Genomic DNA, 19,821 nt, shown 5'->3' with positions numbered 1-19,821 from the left:
TCAGATGTTATAGATCGTAAGCGGACCGGTCAAATCGGAGCGTCGTCCGGCGAGTGTGGGAAAATGCGGCCTCTGCCTCACCCGAATGCCATTCCCCGTCATGCAACCTGTATTTGACCGCGCTTTCGCGGCGCATCGTGACGGCCGCCTCGACGACGCCGAACGCGGCTACCGCGCGACGCTCGACGGCAATCCCTCGCACGTCGATGCGCTGCACCTGCTGGGCGTCCTGCGCCACCAGCAGGGCCAGCACGCCGAAGCCGTCGAGCTGGTGCGGCGCGCGGTGCACCTGCGTCCCGAAGACGCCGCGCTGCAACTGAACCTCGGCAACGCGCTGAAAGCGCTGGGCCAGATCGACGACGCCATCGAACAGTTCCGCAACGCGCTGACGCTCGCGCCCTCTTTCCCGATGGCGCACTACAACCTCGGCAACGCGTACGCGTCGGTGGGCCGCCACGAAGACGCCGCCGACGCGTTCGAGAAATCGCTGCGCCTGCAACCGGACGACGCGTCGTCCCACAACAATCTCGGCAACGCGCTGCACGCGCTCGGACGTCACACGGACGCCATCGCGTCGTTCCGGCGCGCGCTCGCACTGCGTCCCGGTCACGCGGGCGCGTTGAACAACATGGGCATGGCGCTGAACGCGCTGGGTCGCGCGGACGACGCGATCCCCTGCTTCCAGGCGGCGCTCGCCGCCGAGCCGCGCTTCGTCGCCGCGCACTTCAATCTCGCCAATACGTTCGACGCCACCGGCCGCCATGCCGAAGCGGTCGCGTCGTTCGAGGCGGCGCTGGGCTTGCAGCCGAATCTGCCACCGGCCATCTACGGGATGGGCAATGCGCTCGCGGCCTTGGGACGTCACGCGCAGGCGCTGCCATATCTCGAACGCTCGGTCGGTCTCGATCCGCAATTCGCGCTCGCGTGGCTAAGTCTCGGCACCGCGCACCAGGCGCTCGGCGCGCACGCGCCCGCTGTGCGCGCGTTCGATCAGGCGCTGCGCCTGCGCCCCGACCTCGCCTCCGCGCACATGAACCGCGCGCTCGCGTGGCTCGCGCAGCGCGACTTCGCACGCGGGCTGCCGGAGTACGAGTGGCGACTGCAAACCGTCGCGCAGCCGGTCATCCAGACGCTGCCGCGCTGGCACGGCGAGCCGATCGAACAGCGCACGCTGTTGATCCATGCCGAGCAAGGTTTCGGCGACACGCTGCAATTCGTGCGCTTCGTCCCGCTCGCCGCGCTGCGCGCCGCGCGCGTCGTGCTCGAAGTGCAGCCGCAATTGCTGCCCTTGCTGGCCCCGGCCGCGCAGGCATGGCGCGTGACGCTGATCCCCCAAGGCGCGCCGCGCCCCGCCGCCGATCTGCAATGCCCGTTGCTGAGCCTGCCGCTCGCGCTCGGCACGAGCTTCGACACGATTCCGGGCCGCACGCCCTATCTCGACGTGCCACCTACGTATGGCCGCAAATGGCGCGGCTCGCTCGGCGGTCAGGCAAAACGCAAAGTCGGCATTGCGTGGTCGGGACGCATCCAGCAGAACGAAACGCGTTCGATGCCGCTCGCCGCGCTCGACCCGCTGTTCGCGCTCGACGGGATCGACTGGATCGTGCTGCAACCCGCACTGAGCGTCGACGAACGCGCGGCGCTCGACGCGCATCCACGGGCGGCGTGGATCCATCGGTTCGACACGCGGATCGGCGACTTCGCGGACACCGCGGCGATCATCGAGCGGCTCGACGCGGTGGTGTCGATCGACACCTCCATCGCTCACCTGGCCGGTGCGCTGCGTAAGCCGCTGTGGCTGATGCTGCCGTTCGCACCGGATTGGCGCTGGTTCGACGGCGACACGCGCAGTCCGTGGTATCCGGGCGCGACGCTGGTCCGTCAGCCGCGGCCCGACGCGTGGGGCGAGGTCGTCGATGCGGTGGCGAACGAATTGCGCACGGGCTAGCTTCGAGCGACGTTCGGTGCAATCCGCGCGGCGCAGCGAAGCACACAGCCTGCACGACACAGCACCGCATTGCATTGCATTGCGCCGCGCGCAACAAAAAACCCCGCGTCCTCACGAACGCGGGGTTTTTCTTTAACCAAACCAACTTAACCGCACCAACCACGGCGGGCAGTCAACCGTCAGGCCGCCCGATACTGATTGCGCGACTCCGGCGTGCGATACAGCACCAGCGTCGCGATCAGCCCGCAAATCGCCGCCACGCCGAGGAACAGACCCGGCGCCGCCTTGTTGTTCGTGACGTGAATCAGCAGCGTCGCGATAGCCGGCGTGAAGCCGCCGACCGTCGTCGCCAGACTGTACGCGAGCGAGAAGCCGGCGGTGCGGACTTCGACCGGCATCACTTCGGTCAGCGCCACCACCATCGCGCCGTTATAGCTGCCGTACAGGAACGACAACCACAACTGAACCGCCAGCAGGCGCGCGAACGACGGCTCGGCGACCAGCCATTGCAGCGCCGGATACGCGGTGACGATCGTCAGGACCGTGAACGCGAGCAGCACCGGACGGCGGCCGATGCGATCCGACAGCGCACCCGAGAGCGGCAGCCAGATCAGGTTCGACAGACCCACGCAGACCGTGACGACGAGCGTGTCGATCGCCGACAGCTTCAGCACTTCCTTGCCGAAGGTGGGCGTGTACGCGGTGATCATGTAGAACGACACGGTGGTCATGATGACCATGCCCATGCCGCCCAGCACGACGCCCCAGTTGGTGGCCATCGACTTCATGATCTCGCTCATGCTCGGACGATGCTTGCGCGCCTGGAATTCCTCGGTTTCCCTCAGCGAACGGCGAATGATGAACAGGAACGGCACGATCAGGCAGCCGATCAGGAACGGCACGCGCCAGCCCCAGGCGGTCATCTGGTCGGCCGGCAGCAACTTGTTCAGCAGCACGCCGATCAGCGCGGCGAACACCACCGCGACCTGCTGGCTGCCCGACTGCCACGAGCAATAAAAACCCTTGTTGCCCTTGGTGGCGATCTCCGACAGATACACGGACACGCCGCCCAGTTCGACCCCGGCGGAGAAGCCTTGCAACAGACGCCCGCCCAGCACGAGCACGGGCGCTAGCAGGCCGATCGTCGCGTAGCCTGGAATCGACGCGACCGTGAGCGTGCCGAGCGCCATCAGGCCGAGCGTGAGGATCAGGCCTTTGCGGCGGCCGTGGTGGTCGATGTAGGCGCCGAGCACAATCGCGCCGAGCGGGCGCATCAGGAAGCCCGCGCCGAACACCGACAGCGACAGCATCAGCGACGCGAACTCGTTGCCGCTTGGGAAGTAGGTCTTGGCGATCGCCGATGCGTAATAGCCGTAGACCATGAAGTCGTACATCTCAAGAAAGTTGCCGCTGACGACGCGAAAAACGGTCTTGACCTTGGATTCTTCCCGGACGGGGATGGCGTGTGACGCAGTCGACATGACATTCTCAGATAAGCCGGTCGCCCTGTATGCGATGACGACCAGGCAGTTGAAACGATCCACGGCGTTAGGCAAGCGGATGCCGCAGGCGAACGGTAAGGAAAGGACGCACCGGGGGCGCTGCATTCTCATGGCGAACGCATTCACGCGGTATCAGGGTAAACCTTGTGACTCATGCGGAGGCCGCGCCAGGTAATGTTACCGTTGTTGGCGTTGTCGCGAAAAGCATACAGTTTGCTTACGGGCGACGCGGACGAATCGTCACGGTAAACTTTGCGGCTTGGCACTTCCGTTGATCATTACCCCGATGCGACCCACCCCCGCCCTTTCGCTGCGCCCCGCGACTCTCGACGACGCCGCGCTGATCGCTTCGATTCACAGCGCCAGTTGGCAGGCCACTTATCGCGGCCTGTTGCCCGACGCGTTCCTCGACTGCGAAGTCACGCGCGAGCGCGCCGCCTATTGGGAGGCGCGGCTGGGCGCGCCGGGCGGCGAGCGCCGCATCGTGCTGATCGCCGAACTCGCGGGCGAGCCGATCGGCTTCGTGTGCGCCGAACGGCAACCGGAGTCCGCGTGGGGCGTGCTGCTCGACAACCTGCATGCGCTGCCCGGCTATCAGGGCATTGGCGTCGGCAAGCTGCTGATGCGCGCCGCCGAGGACTGGGCTCGCGCGCAAGGCGAGGCGCAACTGTATCTGTACGTGCTCGAAGGCAACACGGCGGCGATCGGTTTCTATGAACGGCAAGGCTGGCAGTTTGTCGGCGCCGAACCGGATCACATGGGCGGCGTGGACATCACCGCGTTGCGCTACGTGTACAGGTTGAATCGATAAAGTACGCGCGCAGCGATCGGTCGTTGTTCGTGCATGAGTCGATCTCTCGCGGAGCGTCCCTATTTTTCAGAACCGTCTGATCGCCGGATCAGCGGTCTGCCCGCATCATTGTCTGCAGCCGATGGCTTCACCGTGTAGCGCCCACGCACCCACTATGTGTTCCACCTGAGCACGGCGTTTGGGGCGGCGTTGATGTACGGCGTGCACGAAAGGCGTTCCGCCCGCATCGCCTCGAGGCCTGAGTCCCCACAGACCCCCGCGGCCGTCAACCGGCGGTCCCACTACGAGGCGCTGGAAGAGACCAATGTCCACCATTCCGCTCACTCTGGTCGAAGGCCCCATCGCGCTGCCGCGCGTGCGGCCGCTCGGTCACCTGCCGGCGCCCTTCGGCCGCGACTGGGCGCTGCTTCCGCCTGGCCATAGCTGGCGGACGGAACTCAAGGCGCTCTATGCAGCGATGCTGCGTACCTTTTGCATGAGCGACAAGGCCATCCTTTCGTTTTGCAGATGGGTGCCGCTAAACCCACGGCGCGCTGCTGCGGCGGCCTCGGCCGCAACGGCGAAGCGCGCCACGGTATTCGCCCCCCCGCGCGACGAAGCCCCGCATGTGTTCGCTGAAGCAGCGGCTTTGCCGATGGCCGAGGGGCCTGCGGTTGGAACCCTGTCACGCGGCGCGCCGCCACATTGGAGAGCGCTAGCGGGCGGCGCCTGCGCACTCAGCGGTGCGGCGATGCTCGCGTGGATTGCGTTCGGTCATCTGGCGCATCGCCAGTTGATCGACGATGTGAAACCCGCGGACACGGTAACGGCCAGCCTCGACGCACAACCAGCAAAGCCGCCGCAGCATCGCTTGTCCGATGCTGTCACGACTCGGGAGCCGGCGGCCGGCAAGGGCAATGCGCGAACTCGAAGCGCGGCATCGGCACGCGTGGGCGGTGCGCCCATCTATGCGCCTGCGCCCAATCAAACTAGAGCAACGGCAGCGCGGCGCGCGTCGACCAACGATACCCTCTCGCATCGTCGCCACGCGCTTCGCGAAACGACCGACAGCCGGCGCGAAAAAGCACGCCGTTACCTCGCGCATGGCGCCGCTGCAAACCCGCTATCGCAGATTGCGGCGATGTCGGACGACATGCCTCGCATCGCCGTCCCACCCGTCGCGCAGCGAGCGTCGCCGAGGCCTTCGGCTGCGGGGTCTTACTCGCCGCTCGCGCCGGCACGGCTCGGCATCGACGAATATGCCGACGTGACGACGTTCGCGGCGACGCACCTGCGCGATATGGCGCCGCCGTCCCGCCCTGCTACGTCAATCAATCCGTCGGCGGCCAACGGGACGGAATGGATGAATCACCTGTCGCAGCGTCGCGTGACCGAGGTTCCGGATCAATTCGCGAAGTAAGCGTTAACCGGGTAATTTCGGGAAAATCGCGGCGCAAAAAAAAGCCCGGCTGTTGTTCGTAGCCGGGCTTTTCTTCTATCACGCCGCCTCTACTTCTCCGTTACTTCTGGTTCGGCAGTCCGTTCCGAAGCGGTAGTCCAAATTCCGTCTGGCGCTGCAACTGCATGACTTCGCTCTGCACCTGCCGCAATTGCGCCTGCGCTTTCTCCTTCTCTGCATGCAGCGTGACCGCCTCGCCCTGCGTTTGCCTCTGGTAGTCGTCGACCTTGGCCTGCTGCGTGCGTGCGACGTCGAGATCGGCTTGCAAGCGTTTCGCGCGATCCTGCGAAATCGCAATGATGTTTTCGATGTAGGCCTTTTGCGCCTGCAATTGCGTGCGGCGAATTTCGACGTCGGCGAGTTGCGCTGTCTGCTGGGCGAAACCCGCGTAGATCGCTTCCGCGCGATCCACATTCTCCAACTTGATCACGCGCCAGAAATGTTTGTCCTGAAATAACGCGACGTAGTACGTCACCTCTTGCGGATAGAAGAACAGACTCGCGCCGTAACTGCCGTTATACGTGGTGCGCAGTTCGCTCAGCTTCGCGTCGTGAATCAGCCGCATCAACTCGGCGACATTGCCTTGCGCATTGCTGGCCGCGTCCTGTGCGTCCTGTGCGTCCTGTGCGTCCGGCGTATCCGCGGGCGCCCCGGGCAGCGCGGCAACCTGGGGCAGCCCGGCAACGTTGGGTTGCGGCATCAGCTCACTGTTGGCCGGTCGCATGCCGGCGATCAGCGCGGCCTCTACGCTTTGCGCAGCGAGCCCGAAGCCGGCGTGCTGCAACAGCGCGCACGAGGCCACGAGCAGCATGGCACGCCGTATTATTAAGGGATGCTTCATACCTGCTTGCTCCATGCAAATCCGAAAACAGCCGCAGATTATCACGCGGATTTGCTGTTAAGCGAAGCACTCAAATGCCGTCTGAAGCGGCTCTAAATTGAGATAAATCGACAGCGAATGAATCTCGTCGAATGAATCGCGCAATTGCGGAATAAAAGTGTTCAGATATGACGAAAACGCAGCAATCTACCTCGCGCAGACGCTTCCCAACTTACGCTGAATTTGTACGAATCCAACGGCAAGCGGGCTTGCAATATTGCGATAGACGGATTGCCGGATCGTAAAAGCCGAATCGGGTCTATCGCGTTTGAGATCGGCGAATTAAAAGCGGGCCTGATACGGCGAAAAATCTCAGGCGGAGAATCCGGCATTGCCCCATTGCGGCCATGAAAACCCGGATTCCTTATTATCTCGATAAAGGGAAGCCGACGAGGAAAATGCACAGGAAACCGCGTGGAAGAGGTGGCGCAGCGCCATGTCGCGCGCAACGCACCGCCGCATAACGCGACGGCGCGTCGGACAAATCAGCTTCAGGAGACGGCACCCAACCCAAACCCAAGCCCAAGCCACGCGGTCGAAGCGTGAGCCTAAAAACCCAACCGCATCAAAACCGCGTCTCGCGCGCCACCCGCAGGAACGTATCGAGCAAAGGCGTGCAATCGAGCAACTCCGGGCCGCCCGCGCGATGAAACTCCGGATGCCACTGCACCCCCATCACGAACGGCGCACGCCGATAGCGCACGGCCTCGATGATGCCGTCCGACGCCGATACCGCCTCGATATTGAGATCGCGTCCGAGCGTCTTCACCGCCTGGTGGTGGATCGAGTTGACGATCGCGTCGCGCCGGCCCGGGAACATGTTGACCAGCGTCGAACCGTCCGGAAAGTGAACCCCGTGCCGATGCTGATCGTAGTCCTCGTTGACGTGCGTGCTTGCGGTCGGCACATCGGTCGCGATGTCCTGATACAAGGTGCCGCCGAACGCCACGTTGATCAGTTGGCAGCCGCGGCACACGCCCAGCACCGGCTTGCCCGATTCGACGAATTCGTGCAGCAGTTCGAGCTCGTACATGTCGCGCACGCGGTCGCCGGGCCACTCGTGGCTGGTCGCCGCTTCCGCGTACGATTGCGGCGAGACGTCGGCGCCGCCTTGCAGAAGCAGGCCGTCGAGATGCTTCGCGTAGTCGCGCAAACGGATGTTGCTCGGGTGCAGCATGCCCTGATGACCGACCGTCGGAATCATGAACACCAGCACGTCGCGCGACATCACCCAGTGCGCGATCGATTCCTCGAGGTACTGCAAAGTCTTGCCGCGCAGCCCCTTCGCACCCGGCTCCGGATGGAAGATGCGCGCCGACACGCCGATGCGCAGCGTACGCTGGGTGATCCGTTGCCCCGCGCGATCGAACATCTGGCGCGCACGTGCCGCGACGATGCGGCCAAACACGGTCCATGCCGAATCGCTCTGCTTCAGATAGCGCGGCGGCGACTGCGGCAACGCGTTGGGCGGCGGCGGATTGGTCGCGGTGAAGTCGGGCGCCGCGCCGAAGCCCGGCGGCGGCGCGCCGGCCGGACGCCTGGTGGCAGCCTCGGGTTCTTCGGTCGCGACGACGTCGTCCGCCGAGGCGGTTAGTTTGCCGGCAAGCGGCTCGCTGCTCGTCAGCGTGGATGCGGATGGCGCGCTTTTCATGCCTTTCGTGATCTCGGGATGCGCCGCAGGTGCGCCGGTACGCCGTGCAGCGCGCTCATGAACTTCGGCCTCCTGCTTCGCGGTGGACGCCGCAGCCGAACTGCGTGCCTCGGCCGCGTCGCGTTGCCGGGCCGTTTGCGGATCGGCCGGCGTCACGGCCGACGCGCTGGCGGGGCTGTCAGTCGATGACCTTGCGGCCGCCTCTGCGGCAGCCGGTGTCACGACATCCTTGATCGGCGACTGGATCGCGTCTTCATGCAAGGGCGGTAGCGAGGCCGCCGGTTCAAGCGGCGAGGTGCCGGGTTTCGCCGCGCCCGAGCTTACGTCGGGGGTTGCACCGGAAGACGCTGTAGCTGGCGACGCCGAAGGCGACGACGGGCTGCCGGGCGCGCCGGTGTTTTCAGGTTTATTTTCGCTCATGACAGTCAGACAGGCGCCTTCCACGCGAACGAATGAATATGCCCTGATTATCCGCTAGCGCAGCACGCGCCGCAAACCCGCACACAATTGCTCACATTGTCGCGGACGCCCGCAGGAAGCCCCTTGCGGGACGCCTGAACGAAATCCCCTTGGACCACACCGCGAAGGAAGTCCCCTTGGGGACCACAGCGCAAAGCCCGCTGACTCAAGGATCCGGCTGCTCTTCAAAAGTCTCGCGCAAGGCGATCTGCATCGACGCGTGAATCTTCACGCACCAGCGCCACACGAGCGCCAGCAGCACTGCCGCGCAGATCAGTACGGCGGCGAGCAGGCCGGTCGGCGGCAGGATGCTGCCCGAGAGCGCCGCAACCAGCAAAAACACGCCGGCCATCGACACCACCGGCACCAGATCGGCGATCGCGTAACGGAGCGCGCTCGTCAAGCGCCCCGCTGTCGCCGGCTGCACGCTGACTTCGGCGAGCAGCAGCGCGAGCGACTTGGTCTTGCGATAGACCGCCACCAGAAACGGCATCGACACGACCAGCGCGACGCTCCACTGCACCACGCGCTGCATCGGCTCGGAACTCAACCAATGTGCGAGCAGCTTGCCGGTATAAGGCGCGCTATACGATACGGCCAGAAAAATCGCGGCGACCAGCGCAAGGTTGACGGCAATCTGCAGAATGATCCGCCGCGTCAGGCTGAATAGGGTCGGCTCGCCGCTGGCCGTGCTCAGGCTGCGCAACCACTGACCATAGAGGCCGAACACCTTGGCGAGCGTGCCCGGCATCGCGCGAGCTAGACACCGGGTCAGCGGATCGGCGGCGCGAATCAGATACGGCGTGAACAGCGTGGTCAGCGCCGACACCGCCACCGCGATCGGATACAGAAACGCGCTCGTCACCTTCAGCGTCACGCCGAGCGACGCGATGATGAACGAGAACTCGCCGATCTGCGAAACGGTCATGCCGACCCGCGTCGCCGTACGTCCGTCCTTGCCGGCGAGCAAGGTGCCGAGCCCGCACGACACGATCTTGCCGACGATCACCGCCGTCGTGATCACCGCGATCGGCCACGCGTAGTCGACCAGCACGGCCGGATTCAGCATCAGGCCGATCGTCACGAAGAAGATCGCCGAGAACGCGTCGCGCAACGGCGCGATCAGATGTTCGATCCGATGCAGATGGCGCGATTCGGCCATGATCGCGCCGATCAGGAACGCGCCGAGCGCCATGCTGTAGTCGAGCTTGACCACCAGCAGACAGAAGCCGAAGCAGAAGCCGAGCACGGACACCAGCAGCATCTCGTCGCTGCGCGTGCGCGCCACGTAGTTCAACGCGCGCGGCACCACCAGCACGCCGATCAGCAGCGACACCGTCATGAACAGCAGCAGCTTGCCGAGCGTGACCATCGCGAGACCGGCGCTCAACTGCCCGGTCTGCGCGATACCGGTCAGCAGCACCAGCATCGCGATACCGAGTATGTCCTCGACGATCAGGATGCCGAACACTAGCTGCGCGAAGCTCTCGCGCTTCAGGCCCAACTCGGACAGCGCCTTGACGATGATGGTGGTCGACGAAATCGCGAGGATCGCGCCGAGAAACAGCGAGTCCATCGAACTCCAGCCGAACGCGCTGCCGATCTCATAGCCGATCCACAACATCAGCACGATCTCGGAGAGCGCCGCGACGATCGCCGTCGCGCCGACCTTGAAGAGCTTGCGCAAGCTGAATTCGAGTCCCAGCGAAAACATCAGGAACACCACGCCGAGTTCGCCTAGCGTCTGGATGGTCTGCTCGTCGTGGATCAGCTGGAACGGCGGCGTGTACGGTCCGATGATCACGCCGGCGGCGATATAACCGAGCACCACCGGCTGCTTCAGGCGATGGAACAGCACGGTGACGACGCCGGCGAGCGCCATCACGACCGCCAGATCCTGAATGAAGCCGATGCCATGGTGCATGGATGCGTTCCTTACAAAAAGTAATCTCAGAGAAGCGCAGTGTAGCAGCCGACCAGAACATGCCGAATCGCGCAAAGGGTCGAAGGGCTTGGGATTGGCGCTGGGCGACGCATCCAGCCGCCTGCGGTCGGCTTCGCTCGTCCTCAGTCGGCCAGGAATATTTTTGACACGCTGGACTCATGTGAAATATCACAATAATATTTGACGCATATTTTCTTCGGAGTCGAGTGATGCAGCAGTTGTCCTTCAATGTCGTAGACCGAGCCGGCCAGAGTCGTGCGGAGCGTGTCGAAGTGAGCCGTCTGACGATCGCCGGTTGGGCCGGGCGCGACCAGGCCGCCATCGAGCATCACATCGCCGAACTGGCCGAACTCGGCGTGAAGCGGCCGTCCACCACGCCGTGCTTCTACCGTCTCGGCGCGGAGCTGCTGACGCAGGCCGAGCAGATCGACGTGGTCGGCGCGAAGTCCAGCGGCGAAGCCGAATGCGTGCTGGTGCAGGCAAACACGGGCTTGCTCGTCACGATCGGCTCCGACCACACCGACCGCGAAGTCGAGGCCTACGGCGTGACCGTCTCCAAGCAGGTCTGCCCGAAACCGCTCGCGCGCGACGCGTGGCGTTTCGACGAGGTGGCCGGCCACTGGGATCAACTGGAATTGCGCGCTTACGCACTCGCGAACGGCGAGCGGCGCGTCTATCAGCAAGGCAGCGTCGCGTCGTTGCTGCCGGCCGCGGACCTGCTCGCACGCGCGCCGCTCGCACAACGCGCGGCGATGTTCTGCGGCACGCTGGCGGTGCAAGGCGGCATCGTCGGGATGGCCGACGGCGACGCGCTCGAACTCGAACTGCACGACCCCATCCTGAACCGCACACTGCGCCACGCCTATCGCGTGCGCGCGCTACCTATCGTCGAATGAGGCACTCATGAGCTCCCCGTCGCTATCCGTCAGTGCCGCCGCGTCGTCCGACGCGTGGCTCGAAGCCACCGCGTTGCGCAAGATCACCTGGCGCATCATGCCGTTCCTGTTTCTCGTCTATGTGCTGTCGTATCTGGACCGCGTCAACATCGGCTACGCGAAGCTGCAGTTCACCGGCGACCTCGGCCTCTCGAACGCGGCGTACGGACTCGGCGCGGGGATCTTTTTCTTCGGCTACTTCGTGTTCGAAGTGCCGAGCAATCTGCTGTTGAAGAAGTTCGGCGCGCGCGCCACGATCGCCCGCATCACGATGCTGTGGGGGCTGCTGTCGTGCCTGATGATGTTCGTGCGCAGCGAGACGATGTTCTACGTGCTGCGCTTTTTCCTCGGCGTGGCCGAAGCCGGGCTGGTGCCGGGCGTGGTGCTGTATCTGACCTTCTGGTTTCCATCCGACCGGCGCGCGCGGATGGTCGCGGTGTTCATGGCGGCGATTCCGGTGGCGGGCATCATCGGCGCGCCGTTGTCGGGCTTTCTGATGTCGGCGCTGCATGACGCGCACGGCCTGCGCGGCTGGCGCGTATATCGGCATCCTCGCGGGCTTCGGCATCTTCTGGTCGATGTCGACGACCTTCCTGCAAGGCACGGCGGCGGTCGCCGGGATCGCGGTGATCAACTCGATTGCGAACCTCGCGGGCTATGTGAGCCCGTACGTGCTCGGCATCGTCAAGGACGCGACGCATAGCGTGACGTTCGGGCTCGTGCTGATCGCGGGGGCGCTGATCGTCGGCGGGCTGGTGACGCTGCTGATGCCGCGCGTCAAGGTGCAGCATGCGGCGGCGGTTTCGCCGGGGCGTGCCTGAGTTGCCGCGCCGTCGACGCAAAACCTTGCTCTACAATGCGGACGACATCGCCCGCTAGCTCCTCCCATGACGCTCCTGCAGACTGCCCGCCCCTCCCCGCCCACCCGCGCGAGCGCCGCCGCGAGCCTCGCCGAACAGGCCTATGCGTTCGTCAAGCGCGAGATCATCACGATGCGGCTGCGGCCGAGCGAGGTGCTCAACGAAGCGGAATTGATGGCGCTGACCGGGATCGGCAGAACGCCGGTTCATCAGGCGCTGCACCGGCTGGTGCACGAAGGCATGCTGACCATCATGCCGAGAAAGGGCATCATGGTCCGGCCGGTTTCGCTCGACGACGTGCTGGCGATCATTGACGTGCGCCTTGTCAACGAAAGCTACTGCGTGGAACTCGCCGCGCGCCACGCGCAGCAGCACGATTACGACGCGATGCAGGCGCTGCTGGAACGCTCGTCGGTATGCGCCGCCGCGCACGATATTGAAGGCATGATGGACATCGACCGCGAGTTTCATCTGGCGATCTCGGCCGCCTCGCGCAACCCGGTGCTGGCCGATATCCTGCGCGGACTGCATGAACGCTCGCTGCGCTTCTGGTTCATTTCGCTGTCCGAGCCGCATCATCTCGAAGACGTCCACGAAGAACATCTCGAACTGTTTCGTCTGCTGCGCGAACGCGATGCCGAAGGCGCCCGTCAATCGGTGCAAAAGCATATCGAGGCGTTCCGCGCGACACTGTTCAATCGCATCTGAGCGCCCGCAGCGCATCGACGGTTCTCAATCGCACGCTTTATTTGCCGCATCCATTTGATCAACCGGCTTGCCCCGGTTCAACCGGATTCCTACCGACATCATGGCCACTGAATTCACGCCCTTCCCGCCGCTTGCCCAGCTTGCCGCCGACCTCGCCGCCGGCCGCACCGCGAGCCGCGCGCTCGTCGAAACCGCGCTCGAACGGATCGCCGATCCGGCCGGCCAGGGCGCGGTCGCCTTCATGCACGTCGACGCCGACAGCGCCCGCGCCGCCGCCGACGCGCACGACCGCCTGCGCGCCGCCGGCACCGTGCTGTCGCCGCTCGCCGGGATTCCGGTGTCGGTCAAGGACCTGTTCGATATAGAAGGCCAGCCGACCCGCGCCGGTTCCGTGGTGCTCGCCGACGCCCCCGCCGCGAAGGCGGACGCCGTCGCGGTCGCGCGTTTGAAGCGGGCCGGCGCGGTAATCGTCGGGCGCACCAACATGAGCGAGTTCGCGTTTTCCGGACTCGGCCTGAATCCGCACTACGGCCATCCGCTGTCGCCGTATCAACGCAACGTGAAAGGCGACGAGCGGATTTCGGGCGGCTCGTCGTCGGGCGCGGCGGCGTCGGTCGCGGACGGCATGGCGGCCGTCGCGCTCGGCACCGACACCGGCGGCTCGATCCGCATCCCGGCCGCGCTGTGCGGCCTGACCGGCTTCAAGCCGACCGCTTCGCGCATCCCCAAGCAAGGCGGCGTGCCGCTCTCGCCGACGCTCGATTCGTTCGGGCCGATCGGCGTGTCGGTCGCGTGCTGCGCGCTGGTCGACCGGATGCTGGCCGGGCTCGAGCCGCGCATCCCGGCCGCCCGGCCGCTCGAAGGCGTGCGCCTTGGCGTGCTGACCCACTTCGTCACTGACGGCGTCGAACCGGCGGTCGCCGCGGCAATCGACACCGCGCTCAAGCACCTGGAGGCGGCCGGCGCGATTGTCAGCGAAGTGCGTTTTGCGCCGCTCGACCGCTTGCCCGAGATCAACCGCATCGGCTTCTCGCCGATCGAGGCGTATGCGTGGCATCGTCCGCTGCTCGACAAGCACCGCGAGCAATACGATCCGCGCGTGCTGGTGCGCATCCTCAAAGGCCAGCCGGCCAGCGCCGTCGACTATCTGGACCTGCTCGCCGAGCGCGCGGCGATGCTCGACGAAGCCGCCCGCACGCTGTGGCAGCGCTTCGACGCGGTCGTCGCGCCGACCGTGCCGGTCCTGCCGCCGCGCGTGGCCGACCTGATTCACGACGACGATGCGTTTGGCCGCATCAACGCGCTGATCCTGCGTAATCCGAGCGTCTTCAACTTCCTCGACAGCTGCGCGCTGTCGCTGCCCTGCCATCTGCGCGGTGACGCGCCGGTCGGCCTGATGCTGGCGGGCGCGCCGCACGCCGATGACGCGTTGCTGGCGATCGGCCGCGGCGCGCAGGCGGTGCTCAACGCGATTCGCTGAGCGAGCGGCAGCGCGGCGTCATGGCGCGATAAGCGTCGGGGCGGGGGTTCGCGCTAGAATCGCGGGCACCCGTCCTTTTTGTTTCCAGACCGCCATACGATCCATGAACAACGACATTGCGATGCTGCGCCGCGAGCGCTCCCTGCTGGTTCTGCTTGGCCTGATCTGCGTCGCCCTGGTGGGCGGCGCGTTGTATCTGCAGTACTTTGGGCGCGAAGACCCGTGCCCGTTGTGCATCATCCAGCGTTATTTCTTCCTGCTGATTGCGATCTTCGCGTTCCTCGGCGCACGCTTCAACCACTGGCGCAGCGTGCGTCTGCTGGAATTGCTGGCGGCCTTGTCGGCGCTGGCGGGCATCGTGACCGCCGCGCGGCATGTGTACGTGCAGGCCAATCCCGGCTTCAGCTGCGGCTTTGACGCGCTGCAGCCGGTGGTCGACAGCCTGCCGCCCGCGCGTTGGCTGCCGGGCGTGTTCAAGGTCGCCGGCCTGTGCGAAACGGCCTATCCGCCGATTCTCGGTCTGACGCTGCCGATGTGGTCGCTGGTCGGGTTCGTGGTCGCGTTCATCCCGCTGGTGCTGAGCCTGATCCGCAATCGCCGCCGGGTCGCCTGATCGCGGTTCCTGCGGTGAAATAACGCCGGACTTCGGGGCGCCTGTCGGGGGGCGCCCGGCGAAGGCCGGCGTTTTTTCGCCGCAATTTCCCGCGAGCTTTGCAGCCGACCTTTCCACCCGCGCTTTTTGCAGCCGCGCTTTTGCCGACGCACTTTTGCGCCCGCGTACTTGCACCCGCGTACTTGCACCCGCGTACTTGCGCCCGCGTTCTTGCACCCGCGCTTTCAAACCTGCGTCGCTCACCCCGCTGTTAACAACAATTCCCCCGCCGCCCCGCCCCGTCTGGCTTTGCGCCCCCTTCCCGCGTCCCGCCACTTCCCCGCCGCGCGAATCGTACTGAGGTCATGACCGCCGCCGAATAGGCTTCATGCGATATGGGAAATATTTTTGGGACGCGGTAGTGCTATCTTCGGGTCTGGATGGCGATCTACGTGCGCGAGGCCGGCTTTGGCGACCCCATGCGTAACGCGCGCCCGGTCCGCACTGTCTTTCGGATTCGCCATGACAACGCAAACCATCCGCTTTTATCACCAGGGGTCCGTCCGTGAGGTTGCGGGCGTCCCGGCGACGCGCACCGTGCTCCAGCACCTGCGCGAGGATCTGCATTGCACCGGCACCAAGGAAGGCTGCGCGGAAGGCGACTGCGGCGCCTGCACAGTGGTCGTCGGCGAACTGGACGCGGGTGGCGCGCTCGCGCTGAAAGCGGTCAACGCCTGCATCCAGTTCCTGCCCACTCTGGACGGCAAGGCCCTGTTCACCGTCGAAGACCTGCGCGCCGCCGATGGCGCGCTGCACCCGGTGCAACAGGCGCTGGTCGATTGCCACGGTTCGCAGTGCGGCTTCTGCACACCCGGCTTCGTGATGTCGATGTGGGCGCTGTACGAAAACCAGCCGGCCGACGCCGGCCTGCCCACCCGCGACGAGATCAAGGCCGCGCTGTCCGGCAACCTGTGCCGCTGCACCGGCTACCGGCCGATCGTCGACGCGTCGCAGAAGATGTTCGACTATCCGCAGTACCCGCGCGTGACGCTGGATCGCGAGGCCGTCGCGGATAAGCTGCGCGCCCTGCAACGCGATGACACCTTCGAATACAGCGCGCCCGATACGCGCGGCGCCGCGTTCGGCTCGCCCACCTTCCGCGCGCCGGTCACGCTCGATGCGTTCGCCACGCTGCGCGCGGCCCATCCGCAAGCCCGGCTGCTGGCCGGCAGCACAGACGTCGGCCTGTGGGTCACCAAGCAGTTCCGCGATCTCGGCGACATTCTGTACATCGGCAACGTCGCCGAACTGAAGACCGTCGAGCGCGATGCGCAAACGCTGACGATCGGCGCGGCCGTCACGCTCGAAGACGGGTACGCGGCCCTCGCCGTCGATTACCCCGAGCTCGCCGAAATGTGGACGCGCTTCGCGTCGCTGCCGATCCGCAATGCCGGCACGCTCGGCGGCAACGTCGCGAACGGCTCGCCGATCGGCGATTCGATGCCGGCGCTGCTCGCGCTCGGCGCCGAAGTCGTGCTGCGCCACGGTCCGAAAACCCGCACGCTGCCGCTCGACGCGTTCTACCTCGGCTATCAGAAAACCGCGCTCGCGGCCGGCGAATTCGTCACGGCGCTGCGCGTGCCGCGCCCGGCCGGCAATCTGCGCTTTCGCACGTACAAAGTGTCGAAGCGCTACGATCAGGACATCTCGGCGGTATGCGCGGCGTTCGCGCTGCATCTCGGCGACGACGGCGCGATTCGGCAAGCCCGCGTCGCGTTCGGCGGCATGGCCGCCACGCCAAAGCGCGCCGCACAAACCGAAGCCGTGCTGAACGGCGCTACATGGAACGAAAGCACCGCGCGGCAGGCGATGAACGCACTCGTCGCCGATTACCAGCCGCTCACCGACATGCGCGCATCGAGCGCCTATCGACTGAAGGTGGCGCGCAACCTGCTGTGGCGCTTCCACCTCGAAACGCGCAATGACGCGCCGCTCGCCCTGCTCGACGTGAATGCGTTCGCGTTCGAAGCCGGCGCGCCGGATGCGGCCATTGCGAAGGAGTCGTCGTGATGAACCGGACTGAAGCTTTCGTCGAACACGCCGGTGGAACGCTTGCCGCAAAGAACGCCAGCGCGCATGACCACGACGCGGCGATCGGCGTCTCGCTGCCGCATGAATCGGCCGCGCTGCACGTGAGCGGCGAAGCCACCTACACCGACGACATTGCCGAACTGCACGGCACGCTGCACGCGGCGCTCGGGCTGTCGCGCCATGCGCACGCGCGGATCGTGTCGATGGATCTGGACGCAGTCAGAAAAGCGCCCGGCGTGATCGCGGTGCTCACCGCCGAGGACATCCCCGGCGAAAACAATTGCGGCCCGGTGCTGCACGACGACCCGATTCTCGCGGTCGGCGAAGTGCTGTATCTCGGTCAACCGGTGTTCGCGGTGATTGCCGAGAACCACGAGTTGGCGCGTCGTGCCGCGGCGCTCGCGAAAAGCGACGACGTGGTCCGCTACGAACCGCTCGAAGCCATCCTCACGCCCGCCGAAGCGAAAGCCAGCAAGCAGTTCGTGCTGCCGCCGCTGCACCTCAGACGCGGCGAGCCCGACGCGAAGATCGCCGGCGCACCGCACCGGATCAGCGGCACCTTCGAAGTCGGCGGCCAGGAGCAGTTTTATCTGGAAGGGCAGATCGCGTACGCGGTGCCGAAGGAAATGGACGGCATGCTCGTCTACAGTTCGACGCAGCATCCGAGCGAAATGCAACAGGTGGTCGCGCATATGCTCGACTGGCCCGCGCATAACGTGGTGTGCGAGTGCCGGCGCATGGGCGGCGGCTTCGGCGGCAAGGAATCGCAATCGGCGCTGTTCGCATGCGTGGCGGCGCTGGCGGCGAAACTGCTGCGCCGTCCGGTCAAACTGCGCGCCGATCGCGACGACGATTTCATGATCACCGGCAAGCGCCACGACGCGGTCTACGAGTACGAAGCCGGCTTCGACGACAGCGGCCGCATTCTCGGCGCGCGTGTCGAAATCGCGTTGCGCGCGGGCTATTCGGCCGATCTGTCCGGCGCGGTCGCCACGCGCGCCGTGTGCCACTTCGACAACGCGTACTACCTGTCCGATGTCGATATCGTCGCACTGTGCTGCAAGACCCACACGCAGTCGAACACCGCGTTCCGCGGCTTCGGCGGCCCGCAAGGCGCGCTGGTGATGGAAGTGATGCTCGACAGCATCGCGCGTCAGTTGAACTGCGATCCGCTCGACGTGCGTCTCGCCAACTACTACGGCATCGGTGAACGCAACACGACGCCTTACGGACAGCGCGTCGAAGACAACATCATCGCGCCGCTGACCGACGCACTGCTCGACTCCAGCGACTACCGCGCGCGCCGCGCGGCGCTCGCCGCATTCAACGCCGGCAGTCCGGTGCTCAAGCGCGGCCTCGCGTTTTCGCCGGTGAAGTTCGGCATCTCGTTCAACGTGCCGTTTCTGAATCAGGCCGGCGCACTGGTGCATGTGTACAAGGACGGCTCGGTGCTCGTCAATCACGGCGGCACCGAGATGGGCCAGGGGCTCAACACGAAGGTCGCGCAGGTCGTCGCGAATCAGTTCGGCTTGCCGCTGACGCGCGTGCGGGTCACGGCGACCGATACCTCGAAGGTCGCGAATACGTCGGCGACCGCGGCCTCCACCGGCAGCGATCTGAACGGCAAAGCCGCCGAAGCCGCGGCGCGCACGATCCGTGCGCGGCTCGCCGAACTCGCGGCCAAACAGCTCGGCGGCAACGCGCACGACGTGCAGTTCGCCAACGGCGCAGTGTCGGTGAACGGCGGCGCGATGCCGTTCGAGCAACTGGTCGGCGCCGCGTATCTGGCGCGCGTGCAGTTGTGGTCGGACGGTTTCTACTCGACGCCGAAAGTGCATTGGGATGCGAAAACGCTGACCGGTCATCCGTTTTATTACTTTGCGTATGGCGCGGCTGTGTCGGAGGTCGTGATCGACACGCTGACCGGCGAATGGAAGCTGGTGCGCGCGGACATGCTGCACGACGCCGGCCAGTCGATCAATCCGGCGATCGACATCGGCCAGGTGGAAGGCGGCTTCATTCAAGGCATGGGCTGGCTCACCACCGAAGAGCTGTGGTGGAACCGCGATGGCCGTCTGATGACGCATGCGCCGTCCACGTACAAGATTCCCGCGGTCAGCGACACGCCCGCCGCGTTTCATGTGCAGCTCTATCAGAACCAGAACGCCGAGCCGACCGTGTTTCGCTCGAAGGCGGTCGGCGAGCCGCCGCTGCTGCTGCCGTTCTCAGTGTTCCTTGCGATTCGCGATGCGATCGCGGCCGCCGTGCCGGGCGCGCAACAGGCTCCGCCGCTGCGCGCGCCGGCCACGCCCGAAGCGATACTCGATGCGCTCGACGCGTTGCAGGCCGCTTGCGCAACCGAACCCGCAGCGCAGCCGGCCATCATCGACACGACAGCGTGAAAACCACCGCAATAGAATGATCGCAATGAAATAACCCGACGGCCTGACACGACACGAACGCGTCACGCCGCACGCAACCAGCCGCACGGACACCCCGCGCGGCCACGTATGGAGAACCG

The 19,821-nt window shown here is 65.6% G+C and carries 14 protein-coding genes and 1 pseudogene; 11 read left to right on the top strand and 4 right to left on the bottom strand.

What is annotated here, in order from left to right; translation table 11 throughout:
- Positions 1-100: 100 nt before the first annotated feature.
- Positions 101-1,948 carry a tetratricopeptide repeat protein gene (locus tag HV744_RS19315; protein ID WP_175151059.1) on the top strand — a complete coding sequence of 616 codons (1,848 nt, stop codon included), beginning with the start codon at positions 101-103 and terminating at the stop codon, positions 1,946-1,948.
- A 179-nt stretch (positions 1,949-2,127) separates the two neighbouring features.
- On the opposite strand, the gene tcuC is transcribed toward HV744_RS19315, so the two are convergent.
- The gene (gene tcuC, locus HV744_RS19310; protein ID WP_175151058.1) at positions 2,128-3,429 is read right to left on the bottom strand and encodes an MFS transporter; all 1,302 of its coding nucleotides are present in this window, start codon (positions 3,427-3,429) and stop codon (positions 2,128-2,130) included.
- A gap of 307 nt (positions 3,430-3,736) precedes the next feature.
- On the opposite strand from tcuC, the gene HV744_RS19305 reads away from it, so the two are divergent.
- On the top strand, positions 3,737-4,261 hold the full coding sequence (locus HV744_RS19305) for a GNAT family N-acetyltransferase (protein ID WP_175151057.1): 525 nt from the start codon (positions 3,737-3,739) through the stop codon (positions 4,259-4,261).
- Positions 4,262-4,565: 304 nt separating this feature from the next.
- The gene (locus HV744_RS19300) at positions 4,566-5,660 is read left to right on the top strand and encodes a hypothetical protein (RefSeq protein ID WP_175151056.1); all 1,095 of its coding nucleotides are present in this window, start codon (positions 4,566-4,568) and stop codon (positions 5,658-5,660) included.
- Positions 5,661-5,760: 100 nt separating this feature from the next.
- On the opposite strand, the gene HV744_RS19295 is transcribed toward HV744_RS19300, so the two are convergent.
- The 3 genes from HV744_RS19295 to HV744_RS19285 all read right to left on the bottom strand — a co-directional run bounded on the left by HV744_RS19295 (position 5,761) and on the right by HV744_RS19285 (position 10,613).
- Positions 5,761-6,540, bottom strand: a complete 780-nt coding sequence (locus HV744_RS19295; RefSeq protein ID WP_175151055.1) for a DUF2968 domain-containing protein — start codon at positions 6,538-6,540, stop codon at positions 5,761-5,763.
- Between the two features lie 604 nt (positions 6,541-7,144).
- Positions 7,145-8,650, bottom strand: coding sequence for a type 1 glutamine amidotransferase (locus HV744_RS19290; protein WP_175151054.1), 1,506 nt, complete (start codon positions 8,648-8,650; stop codon positions 7,145-7,147).
- 205 nt (positions 8,651-8,855) lie between these two features.
- The gene (locus tag HV744_RS19285; RefSeq protein WP_175151053.1) at positions 8,856-10,613 is read right to left on the bottom strand and encodes a cation:proton antiporter; all 1,758 of its coding nucleotides are present in this window, start codon (positions 10,611-10,613) and stop codon (positions 8,856-8,858) included.
- A 230-nt stretch (positions 10,614-10,843) separates the two neighbouring features.
- Between HV744_RS19285 and HV744_RS19280 the strand changes: the two genes are divergently transcribed.
- The 8 genes and pseudogenes from HV744_RS19280 (at position 10,844) to xdhB (ending at position 19,702) form a co-directional block, all read left to right on the top strand.
- Complete coding sequence (locus HV744_RS19280) at positions 10,844-11,530, top strand: DUF2848 domain-containing protein (RefSeq protein WP_175151052.1); 687 nt, start codon at positions 10,844-10,846, stop codon at positions 11,528-11,530.
- A 7-nt stretch (positions 11,531-11,537) separates the two neighbouring features.
- Positions 11,538-12,107: pseudogene (locus HV744_RS19275) on the top strand (MFS transporter); the annotation flags it as partial.
- 133 nt (positions 12,108-12,240) lie between these two features.
- Positions 12,241-12,390, top strand: coding sequence for a hypothetical protein (locus tag HV744_RS38510; RefSeq protein ID WP_425497776.1), 150 nt, complete (start codon positions 12,241-12,243; stop codon positions 12,388-12,390).
- Between the two features lie 66 nt (positions 12,391-12,456).
- Positions 12,457-13,137 (top strand): GntR family transcriptional regulator, encoded by a 681-nt coding sequence (locus HV744_RS19270; protein ID WP_175151051.1) that lies wholly within the window; start codon positions 12,457-12,459, stop codon positions 13,135-13,137.
- Positions 13,138-13,237: 100 nt separating this feature from the next.
- Positions 13,238-14,617 (top strand): amidase, encoded by a 1,380-nt coding sequence (locus HV744_RS19265; protein ID WP_175151050.1) that lies wholly within the window; start codon positions 13,238-13,240, stop codon positions 14,615-14,617.
- 103 nt (positions 14,618-14,720) lie between these two features.
- Complete coding sequence (locus tag HV744_RS19260) at positions 14,721-15,230, top strand: disulfide bond formation protein B (protein ID WP_175151049.1); 510 nt, start codon at positions 14,721-14,723, stop codon at positions 15,228-15,230.
- Positions 15,231-15,731: 501 nt separating this feature from the next.
- Entirely contained in the window at positions 15,732-17,279 is a 1,548-nt protein-coding gene (xdhA, locus tag HV744_RS19255; protein WP_175151048.1) for a xanthine dehydrogenase small subunit, read from the top strand.
- Positions 17,279-19,702: a xanthine dehydrogenase molybdopterin binding subunit gene (gene xdhB, locus HV744_RS19250; protein WP_175151047.1), complete on the top strand. Its 2,424-nt coding sequence runs from the start codon at positions 17,279-17,281 to the stop codon at positions 19,700-19,702. Before xdhA ends, xdhB begins: the two co-directional genes overlap by 1 nt.
- Positions 19,703-19,821 lie beyond the last annotated feature (119 nt).

Source organism: Paraburkholderia ultramafica, assembly GCF_902859915.1.
In the GTDB taxonomy this organism is placed as follows: domain Bacteria; phylum Pseudomonadota; class Gammaproteobacteria; order Burkholderiales; family Burkholderiaceae; genus Paraburkholderia; species Paraburkholderia ultramafica.
Note: the sequence above shows the minus strand (reverse complement) of the source record. Positions and strands in the feature narration are given on the sequence as shown.

Excerpts from the sequence above, each read along its gene's own strand:
- HV744_RS19265 (WP_175151050.1), top strand. The coding sequence starts at position 13,238 with ATGGCCACTGAATTCACGCCCTTCCCGCCGCTTGCCCAGCTTGCCGCC.
- xdhB (WP_175151047.1), top strand. The coding sequence starts at position 17,279 with ATGAACCGGACTGAAGCTTTCGTCGAACACGCCGGTGGAACGCTTGCC.
- HV744_RS19280 (WP_175151052.1), top strand. The coding sequence starts at position 10,844 with ATGCAGCAGTTGTCCTTCAATGTCGTAGACCGAGCCGGCCAGAGTCGT.
- HV744_RS19260 (WP_175151049.1), top strand. The coding sequence starts at position 14,721 with ATGAACAACGACATTGCGATGCTGCGCCGCGAGCGCTCCCTGCTGGTT.
- xdhA (WP_175151048.1), top strand. The coding sequence starts at position 15,732 with ATGACAACGCAAACCATCCGCTTTTATCACCAGGGGTCCGTCCGTGAG.
- HV744_RS19300 (WP_175151056.1), top strand. The coding sequence starts at position 4,566 with ATGTCCACCATTCCGCTCACTCTGGTCGAAGGCCCCATCGCGCTGCCG.
- HV744_RS19290 (WP_175151054.1), bottom strand. The coding sequence starts at position 8,650 with ATGAGCGAAAATAAACCTGAAAACACCGGCGCGCCCGGCAGCCCGTCG.
- HV744_RS19305 (WP_175151057.1), top strand. The coding sequence starts at position 3,737 with ATGCGACCCACCCCCGCCCTTTCGCTGCGCCCCGCGACTCTCGACGAC.
- HV744_RS19315 (WP_175151059.1), top strand. The coding sequence starts at position 101 with ATGCAACCTGTATTTGACCGCGCTTTCGCGGCGCATCGTGACGGCCGC.
- HV744_RS19270 (WP_175151051.1), top strand. The coding sequence starts at position 12,457 with ATGACGCTCCTGCAGACTGCCCGCCCCTCCCCGCCCACCCGCGCGAGC.
- HV744_RS19285 (WP_175151053.1), bottom strand. The coding sequence starts at position 10,613 with ATGCACCATGGCATCGGCTTCATTCAGGATCTGGCGGTCGTGATGGCG.
- tcuC (WP_175151058.1), bottom strand. The coding sequence starts at position 3,429 with ATGTCGACTGCGTCACACGCCATCCCCGTCCGGGAAGAATCCAAGGTC.
- HV744_RS19295 (WP_175151055.1), bottom strand. The coding sequence starts at position 6,540 with ATGAAGCATCCCTTAATAATACGGCGTGCCATGCTGCTCGTGGCCTCG.